Source organism: Nocardia takedensis NBRC 100417 (assembly GCF_000308695.1).
Taxonomy (GTDB): domain Bacteria; phylum Actinomycetota; class Actinomycetes; order Mycobacteriales; family Mycobacteriaceae; genus Nocardia; species Nocardia takedensis.
The window spans coordinates 179,926-198,063 of record NZ_BAGG01000019.1 but is presented as its reverse complement, the minus strand read 5'-3'; the positions used below and the strand labels follow the sequence as shown (position 1 = coordinate 198,063).

The window sequence follows — 18,138 nt, the reverse complement described above, 5'->3', positions numbered from 1 at the left end:
GCGGCGACAAACGTCATGTGACACCGAACAGGTCGCCGCTCCGTGACTACTTGGAGTCGTTGCCCACGGTCTGGCGGGCCGGCGCGGGATCGGGCGAGACCCCGTCGTGGGCGACCATCGCCTCCTCGCGCCCCAGCGTGGGCCCGGAGGCGAGCAGACCGACGATCGGCCACGGCGCGGGCTCCGGTTGCACGCCCGCCTGACTGTCCAGCCCCAGGGCCGATTGCGATTCGGCGTTCTTGATGCCGTAGCGGACGCCGGTGTCGGCGATGTAGAACAGGCTGTCCTTGCGGCGACTGTCGGGTTCGATGCCGGTGGTCTGCACGAACGCGCCGGTACCCGGCGGGACGTAGACCGAGTCGGCGTTCGGCCCCGACCCGTCGCCCTGGGCCAGCGGCACCAGTTTGGCGTTGTCCGGAATCGGCAGCGCCACACCGGCGAACACCGCCAGTTCGGCGCGCTTGCCGCCGTCCTTGTTCTCGGCGGCGGCCGGGATCGGCTTCCAGGACAGGCAACTGATCGGGCGGTCGCTGGTCTCCACGATCGACGGGGCGCGCTCGGGATAGTTCTCGACCTTCAACGCGCGCGAGATCGGCGCGTAGGTGCGATCGGCTTGGTCGATGCGCGAATTGTTCTCCGGGGAGCGGTTGGCGTTGCGGATGATGTCGGCGGTCAGCTTCGACACCTCCTGCAAGCCGTCCTGGAGCACCACGTAGTACTTGTCGGGTTCGGAGGGCACCTGCACCACGTCGGCGATGCGATGGTTGTTGACCTGGAAGCCGACCGAGCCGCCGGGATTGTCGATCTTGGGCGCGATGATCGGCAACACCTCGGGGATCGTGTTGATCAACCCGCGGCTGACCGGACGCGGTGTGGCGCCGGTGATTCCGAGCGCGTCGGTGACCGAGCGATCGCTCATGTCGACGCGCGCCCGCTTGTTGTCGTAGACCAGGTAGACGGTGCTGTCCGCCTTGACCAGCAGCGCCTGGCCCGCGCCCAGCGCGGACGCCTTGTCGCCGAGTTGCGGGTCACCGGCCAGCACCGAGGTGCTCAGATCGCCGCTGCCGTCGACCTTGAGCACATCGCAGACCGACCACGGCCTGCCCTTGCCGTCCTTGTCGTAGCGCAGCGCGGCGGGCGCGCCGGGAATGCCGATGAGCTGGCCCCTCGGCTTCTTGCCCAGTTCGGATTCCTTGACGATCACCGCCTTACCGGATTCCCCGGAGGCCAGTCGCGCGGAGGCCAGGTTGAGCGCGGGGTGCACGGTGTCGTCGATGACGACGTAGACGCCGCCGGACTCCTTGCCGATCAACAGCGTATTGGAGCCGATCTTGTCCTGCGGGCGCAGCAGCGCGAGGATGCCGCAGCCCGCCAGCACCACCAGACCGAGCACCAGGCCGACGCCGTAGGCCCGCGACTGCGACCGCATCGGGTCGTGCAGCATCCGCACATCCCGGCGGACCAGGGCGTGTTCCATCCGTCGAACCAGGAAGCGATAGCCGCTGACCTGCCAGCGCGTAGTCGGTTTGGACGGCATCTTCTCTCCCCCGGACAGTGCTCACCTTCGCCGAACACAGTACAGTTCCCGAGGACTGCTGTTCAGCTCGGCCGGTAGGAAACGGCCGATATCGGGTACTTGGGGGACGAGGATGGCCGAAGCCACCGGGGCGGGGCCGCGCCCGCTACTTGGTCGCATCTCAGTGCGGAACCTGCTGGTGGCGCAGCTGATCGGCCTCTCGGCCGCCGTGGTCGCGCTGTTCGTCGGGCTCGACGGGCTGATCGCGCTGGGCGTGGCGGTGGCGGCGGCGGCCGTCGTGCTGATCCCGGTGGCCCGGCGCACCCTGCTGGACTGGATCGCCACCTGGTGGGGCTATCTGACCCGGCGCGGCTACGAACTCGGCGACACCGTCGACTTCCGCGGCCCCGACGACCGGTCGCTGGGTCTGTACTGGGACGGCAGCCGGGTCGTCACCGTGATCGAGGTGCTGCCCCCGCGCGGCGGACTCACCCGCATCTCCAGCAGCACCGTGCACGCCTCGCACCTGCTGCCGCTGCCCGAGCTGGCCAAATGCCTGAACCAGCACGACATCCTGCTCAGCGGCATCGACATCATCAGCCACGGCCACCGCAGCCGGGCGGGGACGCCCGCGGGCAACATCTACGAATCGCTGCTGGGCCCGCTGCCCGCCACCGCGCACCGCACGGTGTGGCTGGCCATCGCCTTCGACGCGGTCGCCAGCCCCGACGCGGCGGCCCGGCGCGGCGGCGGGAGCGACGGCGCGGCGCGCGCGGTGACCATCGCGACCCAGCGGATCGTGCGCACCCTTGAGGACGCCGACTGCAACGCCCGCGTCCTCACCGCCCCCGAGATCCGCAAAGCCGTCCTCCAGATCACCGGCGGCTACGATCCGCGCACGCTGACCCACCGCTGGCGCTACGCCGAACTCGGCAACGCGGTCAACGTCGGCGCGGCGGTCGATCCGAAGCGTCTCGGCTCGGATCTGCTGGCGCAACTGTGGGTTCCGCAGTCACGGGGCACCACCGTCGCGGTGCGGTTGCGGCCCGGCAGTTCGGCGGATTCGGTGAACATCGGCGCGGCTTGGCGACTGACGGCACGGGAACTGCCGGAGGGGTCCGGGGTGTCGGGCATGGTCTCGATGGCCGGACGCCACCGCGACGGACTGCTCGCGCACCTGCCGCTGGCCGTGCCCGGGGTGGACGACACCGTCCCGATGACGGAGTACCCGATCGAGGTGATCGGGGCGCTGCACCTGCCCTCCTCGGGATGCGGTCAGCTGATCGGCTCGGACGAGGAACAGCAGGGCGTCGCGGTGCGGATCGTCGGCATCGGCATCTCGACGGTGTACGTCGCGGGCGAGCTGTATCTGGCCCAGCAGTTGGTGTTCCGCGCCCTCGCGGTCGGCGAGCGCATCCTGATCCGCACCGACCGGGCGCACGCCTGGGAGAACCTGGTGCAGACCATCGGCAACCCGGAACGCCTGGCCATCGCCGTCGAAACCCACCAGTCCGACGCGGGTTTCACCGCGACGGTGGTCGACGGCGTGCTGGCTCCCGCGCCGCACGCCGGTGTCACCACGATCTACGTCACCGGCGATCCGATGGGCTGGCCCGCGACGCGCCCCGACCTGTCGATCCACCAACCCGGCGCGATCGGCAACCACGTGGTGCTGCGCACCGGCACCGCGCAGGTCGACCTGACGCTGGTCTCCATCCCGCGCGAGGCCATCTACATCGGCCACCCGCGCGGCCGTCGGGTGATGCAGAACCACTAGCCCGGGTAGGGGTCGGCGGCGCGCGCGGCCCGCAACGTCCGTCCCCACCAGGCGAGTTGGGTGATCATGCGGTCGCGGGCGTCGAGGGCGGCGCCGTCGGAGGTCTCGCCGTCGGCGTCGAAGGCGCGTTTGGCGCGGGGGAAGGCGACCGACTCCCGCACCGAGACCATGTGGATCTCGGCCACCACCTGACGCAACTGCTCGACCGCGCGCAGACCGCCGGAAAGGCCGCCGTAGGAGACGAATCCGATGGGTTTGGCCCGCCACTCGTGCTTCACGCTGTCCAGGGCCGTCTTCAGCGAGGCCGGGTATCCGTGGTTGTACTCCGAGGTGACGGCCACGAACGCGTCGGCCGCGCCCACCCGCTCGCGGAACGCCGCCACCCTGGGCGTCTCGGTGAGGTCCACGGGCAGCGCGGCGTCGAGCAGGTCGATCACGCCGACTTCGAAGGCGGGGTCGGCGTGGACCGCCCGCGCGAACCAGTCGGCGGGGATCGGCGCGAACCGTTCCGGGCGCACGCTGGCGACGATGACCTCGAGCCGTAGCGGAGTCTGCACCGCGCGAGCCTAACCCCGACGCGGTCCGCTCCGCGGCACGGCGGTCAGTCCGGCACGGGTTCCGTGGCCGGGGCGGCGAATTCGGCCAGTCCCTCGGCGGGTGTCACCGTCGCGGTGAACTCGAGGGCGCGGACGGCGCGCTCCGGACTGCCCACGATGTGCCGGATGTCGGCGAGCTGGTATTGCCCCGTCACCACCGGGGCCTGCCCGCCGCGCGCCCTGGCCATGATCGAGGCCGCCTGGTACAGCGTGATCGGATGCCCCGAGGCGATGTTGAGCGGCACGAAACCGGGCAGCGGGCGCAGCACCGCCGCCACGGTGGCCGCGACCGCGTCGTCGACGTGCACGAAATCGCGCACCTGACCGCCGTCCTCGAAGACGCGCGGCGCGGCGCCCGAAGCCAGCGCGTCCAGGAAGCGCGCGTGCACCCCCGACCGCGCCCCCGGGCCGTAGACGTGGTGGTAACGCAGGGCGGTGACCGCCGCGCCGGTGCTCAACCCCCATGCGTGCGCGTAGTTCTCCTGCGCCGCTTTGCTCGCGGCCGCGAATCCGCGCGGACGGGCGGGCGCGTCCTCGCCGACCGGTTCCCAGGTCAGGATCTCCCCGGTGCGCGGGGCGCGGTGATCGAACATGCCGCGGTCGAGGTCGGCGCGCAACCGCAGGCCCGGTGAGAACGATCCGCCGTGCACCATCCGGTAGCGACCCTCCCCGTACACGGAGGCCGAGGACCCGAGGACCAGTCGCCTCGTCCGGGCCCGGGTCATCGCCGCGAGCAGCACCGCCGTCCCGAAGTCGTTGTGCGCGGCGAAATCCGCGACCGAGGGCCCCGGTTCGCGGCCCTCGCTCACCGCCGCCAGGTGACACACCGTCTCGACGCCGCGCAGCAATTCGTCCAAGGCCGCGCCGTCGCGCACGTCGACCCGCTGGACCCCCGCGGGCGCGCTCGCCTGCGGGCCGTGCACGGACGGATGCATCGCGTCGACGGCGAGGACCTCGTGGCCCGCCGCGGTCAGTTCCCGCCGCACCCGCGAGCCGAGGAAACCGGCCGCGCCGGTCACCAGAACCTTCATCACTTCTACCTCGTGGTCACGCGCCGCGGTCCCGGAGGGTTCGCCGTCCGGAACCGTTCGTCACGGCAGCTCGAAGGGCAGCGTCACTCCCGCGTGGACCCGGCAGCGCTCGCAGGTGTCCTCGCCGGAGACCTGGGCCACCGCCCGGCGGATCAACTCCTTGAACGGCCCGAGATTGCGCTTGAACTCGGCGAACACGTCGACCGCGTGCACACCGGAGCCCTCCTCGAGTCCGGCGTCCAGATCGGTGACCAGCGCGACGGCGGCGTAGCACATCTCCAACTCGCGGGCCAGCACGGCTTCGGGATGACCGGTCATGTTCACCAGGTCCCAGCCCTGTCCGGCGAACCAGCGGCTCTCCGCGCGGGTCGAGAAGCGCGGCCCCTGCACCACGACCATGGTGCCGCCCGCCTTCAGCGGAAGCGCCTCGATCTCGGATTTGATCGCGGCCGAGCGCAGGTCCTCGCAGTAGGGATCGGCGAAGGACACGTGCACGCCGCCGCCGCCGAAATAGGTCTGCGGACGTCCTGAGGTGCGGTCGACCAGTTGATCGGGGACCCCGACCGTGCCCGGCCCCCAGTCCGCGCGCAGGCTGCCCACCGCGCACGGCGCGAAGATCCGGCGCACGCCCAGCGAGCGCAGCGCCCACATGTTCGCCAGGTACGGCAGCGTGTGCGGGGCGTATTCGTGCTGCTTGCCGTGGCGCGGCAGGAACGCCACCGCCCGGCCCTCGACCTCGCCGACGGCGATCGGCGCACTCGGCGCGCCGTAGGGGGTGTCGACCACGACGTCGGTGGCGTCGTCGTCGAAGAAGTCGTAGAAGCCGCTGCCGCCGATGACGGCCAGGGCGGGACGAGGATGCGAACTCATGACCGGCATTGTCCCGCCCGCGCCGCGCTCGCGTGCGACGGGTCCTGGGATGTGATCGCGGCCACCCGCCCGCGCGTCGGACCGCGCGGCGGGCTCGGCCATGATGGGCACCGAGCCCTCGTGCGCGCCGGGATCGCGTGCGTGCCCGCGGACCAGTTCGGCGGGGCGGTGACGAGTGGAGGTGGGCTGTGGCGAGTACCCGGGTCGGCATCTGGCTGACAGTGCTCAGCGGGGCGGCCTTCGCCGCCTCGGGGCCGCTGGCCAAGACGGTGCTCGCCGGTGGCTGGTCGCCCGGCGCGGTCCTGGCGATCCGGCTGACCGGCGCGGCCATGGTGACGCTCGCGCTGGCGGCGGTCACGGATTTCCCGGCACTGCTGGACAGTCGCCGTCACCTGCGCGCGCTCGCGGCGTTCGGCGTGGTCGCGATGACGGGCGTGCAGGCCACGTTCTTCCTGTCGCTGGAACATCTCCAGGTCGGCGTCGCCCTGATGATCCAGTTCCTCGCCCCGGTCGCGCTGTCGCTGGGGCTGCTGATCCTGATCAGCACCGCGGTCGCCTACCTGTCGGGGGTGGCGGGAGCGGCGCGGATCGGGTCGACGCTGATGTCGCTGATCCTGCTGAGCGAAGTGCTGTTCGCCGTCGTGCTGTCCTGGGTACTGCTCGGGGAAGCGGTGGCGCCGATCCAGTTGGCGGGCGGCGCGGTGGTCGTCGGCGGTATCGTGCTTGCCCGGCGCGGCGGCGCGCAACGCACCCCGTTGGCCGACGCGCCCGCGCCCGGCCCGGCCCGAACCTGACAAGTCAGCGGAATAAATCTACCCTAGGGGGGTATTGAATGTCCTGTTCGATCACCACCGTCGGGCAGCGAGGAGAGATGCGGTGACAGCACCCGAGACCAGCGCGAGCCCTTCCGGCTCCGAACACCCGACCCACGACCACCACGCCCACGGCTACATCACCGCCAAGGACGACTACCTCAAGCGCCTGCGACGCATCGAGGGCCAGGCGCGCGGCCTGCAACGCATGGTCGAGGAAGAGAAGTACTGCATCGACATCCTCACCCAGGTCTCGGCCATGACCAAGGCCCTGCAAGCGGTCGCCATGGGCCTGCTCGAGGATCACATCAGCCACTGCGTGGTCGACGCGGCCGTCGCGGGCGGCCCCGAGGCCGAAGCCAAGATCAAGGAGGCCACCGACGCCATCGCGCGACTCGTGCGTTCCTGAACGGGATCGCCCACCGCGACGGTGCGCGATCCCGCACCGACAGGGACTCAGCGGGACAGCGGCAGCACCTCGGCCAAGGCGCGCGCCGTGGCCAGGTAATCCTTGTCCAGCGGTTGGATCGCGATGTGATCCGCGCCCGCGTCCAGGTGCGCGAGCACGCCCTTGGCGATCTCGGCGGCCTCGCCGTGGATCGCGAGGACATCGATGAGCCGGTCGCTGCCCGGCTTGGCGACGTCGTCCTCGGTGAACCCGAGCCTGCGCAGATTCTTGACGTAATTCACCAGGCCCAAGTACATGCCGAGGAATTTGCGCCCGACCTCGCGGGCCCGCTCCACATCGGTGTCCAGGACGACCTTCTGCTCCGCGATCAGCAGCGTGTTCTCCCCCAGCACCTCGCGCGCGCCCCGGTTGTACTCCGGCGGGATGAGATAGGGCACCGCGCCCGCGCTGCGGTCGCGGGCCAGTTTCAGCACGCGCGGACCGAGCGCCGCGATCACCCGCCGGTGCGCGGGCACCCCGGCCGCGTCCAGTACGTCGAGGTAGTCGACCAGCGCGCGGTAGGGCGTGCGCGCGTCCTCGCCGTTGGCCTCCGGATGACCCACCCCGATTCCGAGCAGGAACCGCCCCGGAAAACGCTTCTCTATGCGATGGAAGGACTCCGCCACCTCGTCGGCGGGCGCGGTCCAGATGTTGACGATGCTGGTGGCGACGGTGATCCGCTCGGTCGCCGCCAGTAGGTCCTCGATCTCCGGGAGATCGGACGGGGGCGAACCGCCCAACCACAACGTGCCGTACCCCAGCTGTTCCAGTTCACGGGCCGCCTCGGGGGTGAACCCCTTGTACCCGCGCCATACTCCGAACCTGCCGAGCTCATCGTTGGTCATGCCCGAGCCAACCCCCCGCCCGCGGGAATATATTCCGCGCCCGGCGCTCAGTCCCCGCAGCAGCCGTCCACGGTCATCGGCACGGTCCGCATCTCCCTGGTCGCGGCATTGCGCGCCGCCAATTCGTCATCGGCCGGATAGTCGACCGAGACCAGACTCAACCCGTGCGCGGGCGCGACCGTCACCGCGCTCGACCGCGCGGTCTCGGCGAGCAGACCGCCCACCCATTCCGGCGTGCGCCTGCCCTCCCCCACCGCCAGCACCGCGCCCACCAGACTGCGCACCATCGACCAGCAGAACGCGTCCGCGCTGACATGCGCGGTCAGGGCGTCACCTTCGCGTTCCCAGTCGAAGCGCTGGAGTTCGCGGACCGTGGTCGCGCCCTCCCTGCGCCGACAGAAAGCGGCGAAATCGTGCAGCCCCAACAGTTTCCGCGACGCCTCACGCATCGGTTCGATCTCCACCGCCCGACACGGCACCACCCAGCGGGCCCGCAGCGGGTCCGCGCCGAAGGGAGCGGTGGTCAGCCGGTAGACGTAGTGGCGGCGCACCGCCGAGAACCGGGCGTCGAAATCCGGCGGCGCGAGCCGAGCGGCCTTGAGCCGGACATCTTTCGGGAGGAACCGCGCCATCCGGTGCACCAACCGGTCACCGTCGACATCCGCCGCCGTGTCGAAATGCGCGACCTGCCCCTCCGCGTGCACACCGGCGTCCGTGCGACCCGCCACCGTCAACTGCACCGGCTCGCGCAACACCTTGCCCAGCGACTCCTCGAGCACGCCCTGCACGGTCCGTAGCCCCGGCTGACGCGCCCACCCGGTGAAATCCGTACCGTCGTAGGCGATATCGAGCCGGATACGACGCGACACCGCGACCGCGGAGGGTTGCGCCGCGATCGACTCAGCGGAACCCGACGCCTCGATCGAGCTCATCGGCCCCTCCTCTCTCCGGCCGCCTGCCGCGGCACCGGGGTGAAACGAGAACGAGCCCGCCGACCCGGAACGGGTGGCGGGCTCGCCGGATGCCTGGATCAGGCGTCCTTCTTGTCCTCGGCGGTCTCCTCGGCGACCGGAGCGTCGGCGACGTCCGCGGTCTCCTCGGTGACGGTCTCCTCGGCAGCGGCTTCCTCGGCAGCCGGAGCGGCCTCGGTCTTCTGCGACGCGGCGACGCGACGAGCGCGGTCGGCCTCGTTGGTCACGGTCTTCTCCCGGACCAACTCGATGACCGCCATCGGCGCGTTGTCACCCTTGCGGGGCAGCGTCTTGGTGATGCGGGTGTATCCGCCCTCACGACCCTCGAACGAGGGGCCGATGGTGGCGAACAGTTCGTGCAGCACGTCCTTGTTGCGGATCACCTTGAGCACCTCGCGGCGATCGGCGAGCGTGCCCGCCTTCGCCTTGGTGACCAGTTTCTCGGCGTAGGGGCGCAGCGCCTTGGCCTTGGCCTCGGTGGTCGTGATCCGACCGTGCTCGAAGAGCGCCGTGGCCAGATTGGCGAAGATCGCCTTCTGGTGCGACGCCGACCCGCCGAAGCGAGCACCCTTCTTGGGCTTGGGCATTGGTTGTTCTCCTTATGTGAGGCCTCGGTGGGGTGCCTACCCCGACCCGGGCCTAGAGCTGTTCGGTCTCGGCGTAGTCCTGCTCGCCGCCGTCGGTATCGCTGAACGCGCCGCTGTCGCTCCACGTTCCGGTGCTCGCGTCGTAACCCACCACGGAGGACGGGTCGAACGACGCCGGGCTGTCCTTGAGCGAGAGGCCCAGCGCGTGCAGCTTGACCTTCACCTCGTCGATGGACTTCTGGCCGAAGTTGCGGATGTCGAGCAGATCCGACTCGGTGCGGGCCACGAGCTCGCCCACCGTGTGCACACCCTCGCGCTTGAGGCAGTTGTAGGACCGGACCGTCAGGTCCAGATCCTCGATCGGCAGACCGAACGAGGCGATGTGATCCGCCTCGGCCGGCGAGGGGCCGATCTCGATGCCTTCGGCTTCGACGTTCAGCTCACGGGCCAGGCCGAACAGTTCGACCAGGGTCTTGCCCGCCGAGGCGAGCGCGTCCCGCGCGCTGATGGAGTTCTTGGTCTCCACGTCGAGGATGAGACGGTCGAAGTCGGTGCGCTGCTCGACACGGGTGGCCTCGACCTTGTAGGTCACCTTGAGCACCGGGGAGTAGATGGAATCCACCGGGATCCGGCCGATCTCCGCGCCGGAAGCCTTGTTCTGCACCGCCGGGACATAACCGCGACCCCGCTCGACGACCAGCTCGATCTCGAGCTTGCCCTTGTCGTTCAGGGTGGCGATGTGCATGTCCGGGTTGTGCACCACGACGCCGGCGGGCGGGACGATATCGCCCGCGCTCACCGAACCCGGTCCCTGCTTGCGCACGTACATCGTCACCGGCTCGTCCTCCTCCGAGGACACGACCAGACCCTTCAGGTTCAGGATGATGTCGGTGACATCCTCCTTCACGCCGGGAACGGTGGTGAACTCGTGCAGGACGCCGTCGATGCGGATGCTGGTGACCGCCGCCCCCGGAATCGAGGACAGCAGCGTACGCCGCAGCGAGTTGCCGAGGGTGTAGCCGAAGCCCGGCTCGAGGGGTTCGATGGTGAACTTCGAGCGGTTCTCGGCGACGACCTCTTCGGTCAGGGTCGGACGCTGGGAAATCAGCATGTGGATCATCCTCCTGTAGGGGCGCCCGCTATTTGACGCCCACGAATGGGATCTCCTTCCCGCCGCCGGAGCGGCGGAAAGGACAGCGCCGCGAAGAAGCGACTACTTCGCGCGGTGCGTTACTTCGAGTAGTACTCGACGATCAGCTGTTCCTGCAGCGGCACATCGATCTGCGCGCGCTCGGGCAGCTGGTGCACCAGGATCCGCAGGCGACCGGGGATCACCTGGAGCCAACCCGGCACCGGACGATCGCCGACGGTCTCGCGCGCCACCTGGAACGGCAGGGTCGCGAGCGACTTGTCCTTGACATCGATGATGTCGTACTGGGAGACCTGGAAGCTGGGGACGTCGACCTTCACGCCGTTGACCGAGAAGTGGCCGTGGCTGACGAGCTGACGCGCCTGACGACGGGTGCGCGCCAGACCGGCGCGGTACACGACGTTGTCGAGGCGGGTCTCGAGCAGACGCAGCAGGTTGTCACCGGTCTTGCCCTTGAGGCGGTTGGCCTCCTCGTAGTACCGGCGGAACTGCTTCTCCATGACGCCGTAGGAGAAGCGGGCCTTCTGCTTCTCCTGCAGCTGGAGCAGGTACTCGCTCTCCTTGATCCGCGCGCGGCCGTGCTGGCCGGGCGGGTAGGGGCGACGCTCGAACGCCTGGTCGCCTCCGACGAGGTCGACACGGAGACGACGCGACTTGCGGGTGATGGGGCCTGTGTAACGAGCCATTGTTCGCTGTTCCTTTCCCGCTAGACGCGACGCCGCTTGGGCGGACGGCAGCCGTTGTGCGGCTGCGGGGTGACATCGGAGATCGTGCCCACCTCGAGGCCGGCGGCCTGGAGGGAACGGATCGCGGTCTCGCGGCCCGAGCCCGGGCCCTTGACGAACACGTCGACCTTCTTGACGCCGTTCTCCTGCGCCTTGCGGGCGGCATTCTCGGCGGCCAACTGCGCGGCGAACGGGGTCGACTTGCGCGAGCCCTTGAAGCCGACGTGACCCGAGGACGCCCACGAGATGACGTTGCCGTTCGGGTCGGTGATCGACACGATCGTGTTGTTGAAGGTGCTCTTGATGTGCGCGTGGCCGTGGGGAACGTTCTTCTTTTCCCGGCGACGCGACTTCTGGGTCTTCTTCGGGCCCGCGGCCCTGCTCTTAGGAGGCATGCGCTATCCCTACTTCTTCTTGCCTGCGACGGTGCGCTTCGGGCCCTTGCGGGTGCGCGCGTTGGTCTTGGTCCGCTGGCCGCGCACCGGCAGGCCGCGGCGGTGCCGCAGACCCTGGTAGCAGCCGATCTCGATCTTGCGACGGATGTCGGCCTGCACCTCGCGGCGCAGATCGCCTTCGACCTTGAACTCCGAGGCCTCGATGTAGTCGCGGAGCTTGGTCAGGTCGTCGTCGCTCAGATCCTTCGAACGCAGGTCCGGGCTCACGCCGGTGGACTCGAGGATCTCCTTGGAGCGGGTACGGCCGATGCCGAAGATGTAGGTCAGCGCGATCTCCATGCGCTTCTCGCGCGGGAGATCGACGCCCATGAGACGTGCCATGTGGCAGTTTCCTTAGTGGTCGCGGAGGTCTGCTCCCTGTCCGCCCCCTCGTCTTGGTGGGGCACCGGCCTCCGATCCGGTGGTTGGCGCACACGCCCCGAACTTCGGCCCTCGCGGACCTCGATTCGATTTCCCTCAGCGTGCGGCTGGAGCTGGGAGTTCTTCTGTTTTGCTGCCAGTCCGAACCGCGTTCGGTGCTCGGCAGGTGACCGGGGCGAACCCCGGCGCGATCAGCCCTGACGCTGCTTGTGGCGCAGGTTGTCGCAGATCACCATGACCCGACCGTGACGGCGGATCACCTTGCACTTCTCGCAGATCTTCTTGACGCTCGGCTGAACCTTCACGTCCGTCCAATCTCTGTTGTGGTCCACCGGGTGTGGACACAGTTTTTCCCCGGTCGAGGACCGGGGAAGTCTTCGGGGGTGACGGGCGGGCCCGTCGGGGTGAACGCGCGGGGCGCGCTCACTTGTAGCGGTACACGATCCGGCCGCGGGACAGGTCGTAGGGCGAAAGCTCGACGACCACCCGGTCCTCGGGAAGGATACGAATGTAGTGCTGCCGCATCTTTCCGCTGATGTGCGCGAGAACCTTGTGTCCGTTCTCGAGCTCGATCCGGAACATCGCATTGGGCAGCGGCTCGACAACTCGACCCTCGACCTCGATGGCCCCGTCCTTCTTCGCCATGTCCTCCGCGATCCCGGTTCTTCGCTCGGCCACAGCCGATCGAACCTGGTTTGATTGCCTGGTGTCTGCTTCCATGGTTACCGGCCACCGGTCACCGAACCACCGGGAAGCACGAAAACAGTCGGCGCGTAGGTGCACCGCCGCTCCAGCTTACCGGATGTCTCGAACGCGACAAAAACCCGTCCGTGACTCGAGTCCGTTCATCCACTGTTCATCGGCCGCCGTCCGGCCGCGTACGGGCGGCTCCGGTCGCGTAAACTTGCCTCGGTCGGGACACCGGGCCGGTAGATGCAGGGGGATGTCGTGAGTCAGCGCAGGGAGGCCGCCGACCGCGGCGCGTTCCCGACCGACCCGACCACCCCCGCACCCAATGCGTACTCCCCCATCCCGCCGGGTACATTCCTCGGCGAACACGCGGCCCGCGCCCACACGTCGGCGGCCGCGACGGTATCGAGTGATCCGCGGGGTGGAGTGTGAGTCGCAGCAACGACAACCTGCCCATGCTGCCCCCGTGGCTGTCGGAGAGCGACGTCACCGGTGGATACGAGGCCCCGGTCCAGAACCTCCCCGGCGAAGAGGACATCGACGACGGCCCGCGCCGCAAACGCGGCCGCAACGCCACTCCCGACAGCCGCCAGGACCCCAACTCCCCCGGTCGCAAGGAGAAGAAGCGTCGCCTGTTCGGTCGCGACAAGAGCGAGCGCACCGAGGAACAGGCTCCCGAGGAGCGCGACACCGCGGGCAGTTCGTGGTCCCAGCCGGAACCGCCCGGGCCGATACCGCCGCAATCCGGCCCACCGCGATCCGGTCCGCTTGAGGGGCCGCGTCCTGGTGAGCCGTTCGTCGGCGACCCGCGATCGGGCGGACCCCGAGAAGGTCTCCGTCCCGACGGACCCCCCGCGAGCGATCCGCGCGGAGATTTCCGCGGCGGCGGTCCGCACGAGGGTTTCCCCCCTGGTGGCCCGCGAACGGGCGGCCCGCAGGAAGGTCCCGGCACGGGAGGCCCGCGTCCCGGCGAATCCGTACCCGGCGGCCCGCGCCTCGAGCAGGCGGACCCGCACGGGCAGCCCGCGAGCCAGCCACCCCGCCCCGCGCAGCGCGGCGACACCGGGTCCGGCCTGCCCACCCGTCAGCCGGGCAGCCCTTCCGCCGGCTTCCAACCGCTGGGGCCCAGGCCGCACCCCGACGAGATCGACCCCACCGAGGCGACCACCCGCGTCCAGCGCCAACGCCCGGACCTGCCCGCCGCCCCGCGCCCCACGGCCGCCGACGACAACGCCGGGTCCTCCGCCCCCGCGGACCGCCGCCCCCCGCTCCCCGAACGCCCGCCGCTGCCCGAGGCTCCCGAGCGCGGTCGCCCCGCCGAGTCCGCCACCAGCCGTCCGCCGCTCCCCGACGCCCCACCGTCCTCCCAACGCCCCCCGCTCCCGGATGCCCCCGCCCGCGCCGGCCGCCCCCCGCTGCCGGAAGCACCACCCGCGGACGGCCCCGCTCGGGCGGGCAGAACACCCCTTCCGGACGCACCGCCCGGGCCGCTCTCGGACGGCCCCGACCGAACCGCTCGGACACCTCTGCCGGATTCGCCCGCCACACCGCAAGGGCAGATCCCCTCGGCGGCGGAGAACACCGGCGCGCGGCGTCTCCCCCGCTCCCGGACTCCCCCACCGCTCAGCGTCCGCCGCTGCCCGAAAGCCCCACCCGGGGTGACCAAGGGCCGGCGCAGGCCGGGCGGCCGCTCCCCGACTCCCCTGTCACGCCCGAGCGGGCGCGGACACCGCTGCCGGATTCGCCCGGCGACGAGCGTCCGGCGAGCGAGGGCCGCGCACCCGAACCGCGCCGTCGTCCCGTGGAGTCCGCGTCGTCGGGTTCGACGTCGCCCACCGTGCCCGAGACCGAACCGCGACCGCGCGACATCGATGGGCCGCCGCCTTGGCTCGCGCCGTCCGCGACGACCGGACGTCGCTCCGTGGGTGAACGCCCGACAAGGGATGCGCCTTCGACCACCGGCACCTCTCCGTCGGCCCCGGTCGAGGACCGGACCGCCGCGGACAGCGGTCGGCGGGCGGCCGCCGACCCGCCCGCGACGGGTGGGTCCGCGGGAGGTTCGGCCGACCGAACGTCCACCGACGCCGACCGACGTGTGAGTGTCGAGCGTGACAGCGGGGTCGACGACGGCGCGGCGGCACGTTCCGCCGCCGAGGGGGCCGCGCCCGCGGAACGCGCCAGTGTCGGTGAAAGCCCTGCTGCCGGTGTGGATTCCGATACCGCGAGACAGACCGGCAGCCAGGTTCCCGCGTGGCTGGGGCCCGCTCCCGCCACGCCGAGAAATCCCGAGATTCCGCAGGCGCCCGCCGATCGAGTCGGTGACGCGCCCGACGTCCACTCGACCGAGCAGACGCCCGCGCGCGGCCCCGTTCCGCCGGATCGGCTCCCGCCCCTCGAGCAGGGCGGTGGTGCGCGCACCACGGGTTCGGCCGGTTCGGAGCCCGCGACCGCCGGTGGCCCCTCGGCGCCGGACGCGCGCGACACGGCCGACCGGGACGAGGCGAACGGCCCGGTCTACGCCGATCCGAACGCGGCCGCGCAGTACCCGCCGGTTCCGTCGTCGGGCGGTCGGCACCGCTTGACGCCGCCCACCGGCGGACCGAGCGCCGATACGGTCAACGGCACCGCCTCGCAGTCGGATTCGCCCGCACCCGCCCGGACGCAACGGTCCACGTCCGACGGCACCGACGGACAATCCGGCCCGATCCCGAATTCTCCGTACGGCCCGATCACGGATCGCGATGCGCCGCAACAGCACTCGCCGCACGGGCAGCCGCCCGCCCACGGCCCGAGCGCCCCGGTAGAGAACTCCCCCTACGGGCCGGTCACCGATCGCGCCGCGCCGGAGCAGCGGACACCGTACGGAACCGACCAGCCGAACCCGTACGGCCGCACCGATTCCGGTCAGCGTCCGTCCTTCGATGCCGAGCACTCGAATCCCGCCTACGGCCCCGGCGGGCAGGACCAGCGTCCGTACGGGGTCAGCGAGCCGACGCCGTACGGCGGTCCGGCCGAGCAGCAGTCTTACGGCACCGGGCAGGCGAATCCCGCCTACGGGCCGGATCAACGCGCGCCCTACGGCACCGAACAGGCCGACCCGACCCAGGGTGCAGCCGGCGCGAGGCAGAACTCGCCGTACGGTCCGGTCGCCCAGGACGAGGCCGGGCCGGGCGGAACCCCGGCCCACGGCACCGCCGCACCCACTCGGGGCGTGGATCAGTCCGGGCCGAATCCGATGCACGGCACGGGCTCTCGACCGCCCGGACCAGGATTCACCGGCTTGCAGCACATTCCGGGATCACCCGACCAATCCGGCTGGAACACAGGCCAATCCGGGACAGGGTGGAATTCGCCCGCCCCGCAGAGCGGTCCCGATCAGGGCGCGGGCTGGAATGCGTGCCCGCCGCAGGGTGACCCGTCCGCGCAGCGCTGGGACGGCTACGCACAGCCGTCCGCCGCGCCGCGCGCGCCGGTGAGCGACACCCCGGCTCCGGGAGAACGGCGCGATCCGAATGTGTTCGCGCAGCAGGCGGGTGAGCAGGGCGGTTTCGTCGCGCCGAGTCCGTTCACACGTCAACCGGACGGCCCGTCGCCGGGGTGGAACCAGGGAGCGCCCGCAGGCCCTCGGGTCGGCCCGCCGCAGGGCGGACCACCGGGCGCCCCGCCATCACTGGACGATGTGCCGGTGCGCCGGGCGAAGAAGTCGCCGGGTTCGGGATGGCGCAAGGCGGTCCACCACGTGTCGGGCGGGTCGATCAACCCCGGGATGTCGGCGGAGGAGCGACGCCTACAGGAACTGGTGGCACGCATCCGGCAACCGGTGCGCGGTGACTACCGCATCGCGGTGCTGTCGTTGAAGGGCGGCGTCGGGAAGACCACGACCACCATGGGTCTCGGCTCGATCTTCGCCTCGGTGCGCGGTGACCGGGTGATCGCGGTGGACGCCAACCCCGACTTCGGCACCCTGTCGCAGCGGGTCTCGTTGCAGACGCGTTCGACGGTGCGCGATCTGTTGCTGGACCCGGTGATCGAGCGGTACTCCGATGTCCGACGGCACACCTCGCAGGCCACCAGCAGGTTGGAAGTGCTGGCCAGCGAACGTGATCCGGCGGCGTCGGAGGCGTTCAGCGACGAGGAGTACCGCGCCGTCGCGCGAATCCTGCAGCGCTACTACAACATCATCCTCACCGACTGCGGCACCGGTCTGATGCATTCGGCGATGACCGGCGTGCTGGATCTGGCGCATTCGCTGGTGCTGGTCTCCTCGGCGGCGATCGACGGCGCGCGCAGCGCGGCGGCGACGTTGGACTGGCTGTCGCTGCACGGTCACGACCATCTGGTCCGCAACGCGGTGGTGGTGATCAACCTGCCGCGCGAGGGTTCACCGAATGTCGGCATCCAGGACCTGCGGAACTACTTCCTGTCCCGGTGCCGTGCGGTGCACATCATCCCGTACGACTCGCATCTGTCCGAGGGCGCGGAGATCGATCTGCACCGGCTGAGCAAGCAGGCCAAGCGCGCGTACGTGGAGCTCGCGGCGACCGTCGCCGACGACTTCGGCGTCGATCACCGCCGCTACCACTGAGGGTCGGCCGCGCTACCCGGGGGTGGCGGTCATCGAACCGTACCGCGGCGGAACAGCCCGCCGCGGTTCACCATTCGGGCAGCCGCCGCCGTCCGGCGAGCACGTCGCGCACGAGATCGTCGTAGGCGTCGGCCAATTCGGCCAGATGGTGCCATGCGCCGTGCAGCAGATCGTCGTGCGCGTCGAGGGTCATCAGCGCGTGGTGGGCGCGCACCGAGGATTCGGCGAGTCTGTCCAGGACCGAGCCGACGGTCTCGGTGTGCAGGGTGGCACCGAGTCGATGCTGGGGGATGTTGCGCGCCACCCAGTCGTCGACGGCCATCACCAACTCGGCTCTGCGGCGCTCGATTTCGAGCAGGACCGCGGGACGGGTGTCGATCGATCCGCCCCGCCCGACCAGCCGCTTCTCGTGCAGCACCGCGAGATCGCGGGCGAACCACAGCAGCGGACCGCCGATCACCCGGTGCCCCCGACACGCTCGCACGAGCAGATCGGAGGTGGGCAGTAGCCCGGAAGTCGCGGGCTGCGCCGTGGTGTCGGCGCACCGCGATGCGCCGGGGAGGGTCATGACGACCGTAGATGAATCCGAACCTGCCACGTTGCCTCGCCGTTCATAGCCGCACAACACCGGATCAGGACGATCCTTACAATAAACCTCTCGAGGGTCCTGTCAAGCGATACCGGCCCGGAAAAAGCAGGTAGCGCACACTTCGTTACCTG

Annotated in this window: 18 protein-coding genes; 4 read left to right on the top strand and 14 right to left on the bottom strand. The window is 70.5% G+C overall.

What is annotated here, in order from left to right; all coding sequences use genetic code 11:
* Nucleotides 1–46 precede the first annotated feature (46 nt).
* Nucleotides 47–1,537, bottom strand: a complete 1,491-nt coding sequence (gene eccB, locus ON30_RS04770; protein ID WP_040704464.1) for a type VII secretion protein EccB — start codon at nucleotides 1,535–1,537, stop codon at nucleotides 47–49.
* Between the two features lie 112 nt (nucleotides 1,538–1,649).
* Between eccB and eccE the strand changes: the two genes are divergently transcribed.
* The gene (gene eccE, locus ON30_RS04765) at nucleotides 1,650–3,293 is read left to right on the top strand and encodes a type VII secretion protein EccE (RefSeq protein ID WP_040704462.1); all 1,644 of its coding nucleotides are present in this window, start codon (nucleotides 1,650–1,652) and stop codon (nucleotides 3,291–3,293) included.
* On the opposite strand, the gene ON30_RS04760 is transcribed toward eccE, so the two are convergent.
* From ON30_RS04760 to ON30_RS04750, 3 genes are read right to left on the bottom strand one after another with little or no spacing between them, the layout of a single operon-like run.
* Nucleotides 3,290–3,850: an NADPH-dependent FMN reductase gene (locus ON30_RS04760; protein ID WP_040704461.1), complete on the bottom strand. Its 561-nt coding sequence runs from the start codon at nucleotides 3,848–3,850 to the stop codon at nucleotides 3,290–3,292. The genes eccE and ON30_RS04760 overlap by 4 nt on opposite strands.
* Before the next feature lie 44 nt (nucleotides 3,851–3,894).
* Nucleotides 3,895–4,920, bottom strand: coding sequence for an NAD-dependent epimerase/dehydratase family protein (locus tag ON30_RS04755; protein ID WP_040704460.1), 1,026 nt, complete (start codon nucleotides 4,918–4,920; stop codon nucleotides 3,895–3,897).
* A 60-nt stretch (nucleotides 4,921–4,980) separates the two neighbouring features.
* Nucleotides 4,981–5,790, bottom strand: a complete 810-nt coding sequence (locus ON30_RS04750) for an S-methyl-5'-thioadenosine phosphorylase (RefSeq protein ID WP_040704559.1) — start codon at nucleotides 5,788–5,790, stop codon at nucleotides 4,981–4,983.
* Nucleotides 5,791–5,978: 188 nt separating this feature from the next.
* Here ON30_RS04750 and ON30_RS04745 point away from each other — a divergent pair, with 188 nt between their 5' ends.
* Entirely contained in the window at nucleotides 5,979–6,584 is a 606-nt protein-coding gene (locus ON30_RS04745; RefSeq protein WP_040704458.1) for an EamA family transporter, read from the top strand.
* Between the two features lie 82 nt (nucleotides 6,585–6,666).
* Nucleotides 6,667–7,011, top strand: a complete 345-nt coding sequence (locus ON30_RS04740; RefSeq protein WP_040704456.1) for a metal-sensitive transcriptional regulator — start codon at nucleotides 6,667–6,669, stop codon at nucleotides 7,009–7,011.
* A gap of 47 nt (nucleotides 7,012–7,058) precedes the next feature.
* On the opposite strand, the gene ON30_RS04735 is transcribed toward ON30_RS04740, so the two are convergent.
* The 9 genes from ON30_RS04735 to infA all read right to left on the bottom strand — a co-directional run bounded on the left by ON30_RS04735 (nucleotide 7,059) and on the right by infA (nucleotide 12,788).
* Complete coding sequence (locus tag ON30_RS04735; protein ID WP_040704453.1) at nucleotides 7,059–7,895, bottom strand: LLM class F420-dependent oxidoreductase; 837 nt, start codon at nucleotides 7,893–7,895, stop codon at nucleotides 7,059–7,061.
* Between the two features lie 47 nt (nucleotides 7,896–7,942).
* Nucleotides 7,943–8,827 carry a tRNA pseudouridine(38-40) synthase TruA gene (gene truA, locus ON30_RS04730; RefSeq protein ID WP_051028936.1) on the bottom strand — a complete coding sequence of 295 codons (885 nt, stop codon included), beginning with the start codon at nucleotides 8,825–8,827 and terminating at the stop codon, nucleotides 7,943–7,945.
* 98 nt (nucleotides 8,828–8,925) lie between these two features.
* On the bottom strand, nucleotides 8,926–9,453 hold the full coding sequence (gene rplQ, locus ON30_RS04725) for a 50S ribosomal protein L17 (protein ID WP_040704451.1): 528 nt from the start codon (nucleotides 9,451–9,453) through the stop codon (nucleotides 8,926–8,928).
* A gap of 52 nt (nucleotides 9,454–9,505) precedes the next feature.
* Nucleotides 9,506–10,564, bottom strand: a complete 1,059-nt coding sequence (locus ON30_RS04720) for a DNA-directed RNA polymerase subunit alpha (RefSeq protein WP_040704556.1) — start codon at nucleotides 10,562–10,564, stop codon at nucleotides 9,506–9,508.
* Between the two features lie 119 nt (nucleotides 10,565–10,683).
* A complete protein-coding gene (gene rpsD / locus ON30_RS04715; RefSeq protein WP_040704450.1) occupies nucleotides 10,684–11,289 on the bottom strand; it encodes a 30S ribosomal protein S4 in 606 nt (201 codons plus the stop codon).
* Nucleotides 11,290–11,309: 20 nt separating this feature from the next.
* Nucleotides 11,310–11,723: a 30S ribosomal protein S11 gene (rpsK, locus tag ON30_RS04710; protein ID WP_040704448.1), complete on the bottom strand. Its 414-nt coding sequence runs from the start codon at nucleotides 11,721–11,723 to the stop codon at nucleotides 11,310–11,312.
* 9 nt (nucleotides 11,724–11,732) lie between these two features.
* Complete coding sequence (gene rpsM / locus ON30_RS04705; RefSeq protein WP_040704447.1) at nucleotides 11,733–12,104, bottom strand: 30S ribosomal protein S13; 372 nt, start codon at nucleotides 12,102–12,104, stop codon at nucleotides 11,733–11,735.
* A gap of 230 nt (nucleotides 12,105–12,334) precedes the next feature.
* Nucleotides 12,335–12,448: a 50S ribosomal protein L36 gene (rpmJ, locus tag ON30_RS04700; RefSeq protein ID WP_011207363.1), complete on the bottom strand. Its 114-nt coding sequence runs from the start codon at nucleotides 12,446–12,448 to the stop codon at nucleotides 12,335–12,337.
* A 118-nt stretch (nucleotides 12,449–12,566) separates the two neighbouring features.
* Nucleotides 12,567–12,788: a translation initiation factor IF-1 gene (infA, locus tag ON30_RS04695; protein ID WP_003418601.1), complete on the bottom strand. Its 222-nt coding sequence runs from the start codon at nucleotides 12,786–12,788 to the stop codon at nucleotides 12,567–12,569.
* 2,140 nt (nucleotides 12,789–14,928) lie between these two features.
* Between infA and ON30_RS40845 the strand changes: the two genes are divergently transcribed.
* Nucleotides 14,929–17,418, top strand: a complete 2,490-nt coding sequence (locus ON30_RS40845) for a MinD/ParA family ATP-binding protein (RefSeq protein WP_245553937.1) — start codon at nucleotides 14,929–14,931, stop codon at nucleotides 17,416–17,418.
* Nucleotides 17,419–17,485: 67 nt separating this feature from the next.
* Here ON30_RS40845 and ON30_RS04680 read toward each other — a convergent pair whose 3' ends face one another.
* Nucleotides 17,486–17,986, bottom strand: coding sequence for a DUF4254 domain-containing protein (locus ON30_RS04680; RefSeq protein ID WP_051028935.1), 501 nt, complete (start codon nucleotides 17,984–17,986; stop codon nucleotides 17,486–17,488).
* Nucleotides 17,987–18,138 lie beyond the last annotated feature (152 nt).

Excerpts from the sequence above, each read along its gene's own strand:
- rplQ (WP_040704451.1), bottom strand. The coding sequence starts at position 9,453 with ATGCCCAAGCCCAAGAAGGGTGCTCGCTTCGGCGGGTCGGCGTCGCAC.
- eccB (WP_040704464.1), bottom strand. The coding sequence starts at position 1,537 with ATGCCGTCCAAACCGACTACGCGCTGGCAGGTCAGCGGCTATCGCTTC.
- truA (WP_051028936.1), bottom strand. The coding sequence starts at position 8,827 with ATGAGCTCGATCGAGGCGTCGGGTTCCGCTGAGTCGATCGCGGCGCAA.
- ON30_RS04680 (WP_051028935.1), bottom strand. The coding sequence starts at position 17,986 with ATGACCCTCCCCGGCGCATCGCGGTGCGCCGACACCACGGCGCAGCCC.
- ON30_RS04750 (WP_040704559.1), bottom strand. The coding sequence starts at position 5,790 with ATGAGTTCGCATCCTCGTCCCGCCCTGGCCGTCATCGGCGGCAGCGGC.
- rpsM (WP_040704447.1), bottom strand. The coding sequence starts at position 12,104 with ATGGCACGTCTCATGGGCGTCGATCTCCCGCGCGAGAAGCGCATGGAG.
- ON30_RS04735 (WP_040704453.1), bottom strand. The coding sequence starts at position 7,895 with ATGACCAACGATGAGCTCGGCAGGTTCGGAGTATGGCGCGGGTACAAG.
- ON30_RS04720 (WP_040704556.1), bottom strand. The coding sequence starts at position 10,564 with ATGCTGATTTCCCAGCGTCCGACCCTGACCGAAGAGGTCGTCGCCGAG.
- eccE (WP_040704462.1), top strand. The coding sequence starts at position 1,650 with ATGGCCGAAGCCACCGGGGCGGGGCCGCGCCCGCTACTTGGTCGCATC.
- rpsK (WP_040704448.1), bottom strand. The coding sequence starts at position 11,723 with ATGCCTCCTAAGAGCAGGGCCGCGGGCCCGAAGAAGACCCAGAAGTCG.
- infA (WP_003418601.1), bottom strand. The coding sequence starts at position 12,788 with ATGGCGAAGAAGGACGGGGCCATCGAGGTCGAGGGTCGAGTTGTCGAG.
- ON30_RS04755 (WP_040704460.1), bottom strand. The coding sequence starts at position 4,920 with ATGAAGGTTCTGGTGACCGGCGCGGCCGGTTTCCTCGGCTCGCGGGTG.
- rpsD (WP_040704450.1), bottom strand. The coding sequence starts at position 11,289 with ATGGCTCGTTACACAGGCCCCATCACCCGCAAGTCGCGTCGTCTCCGT.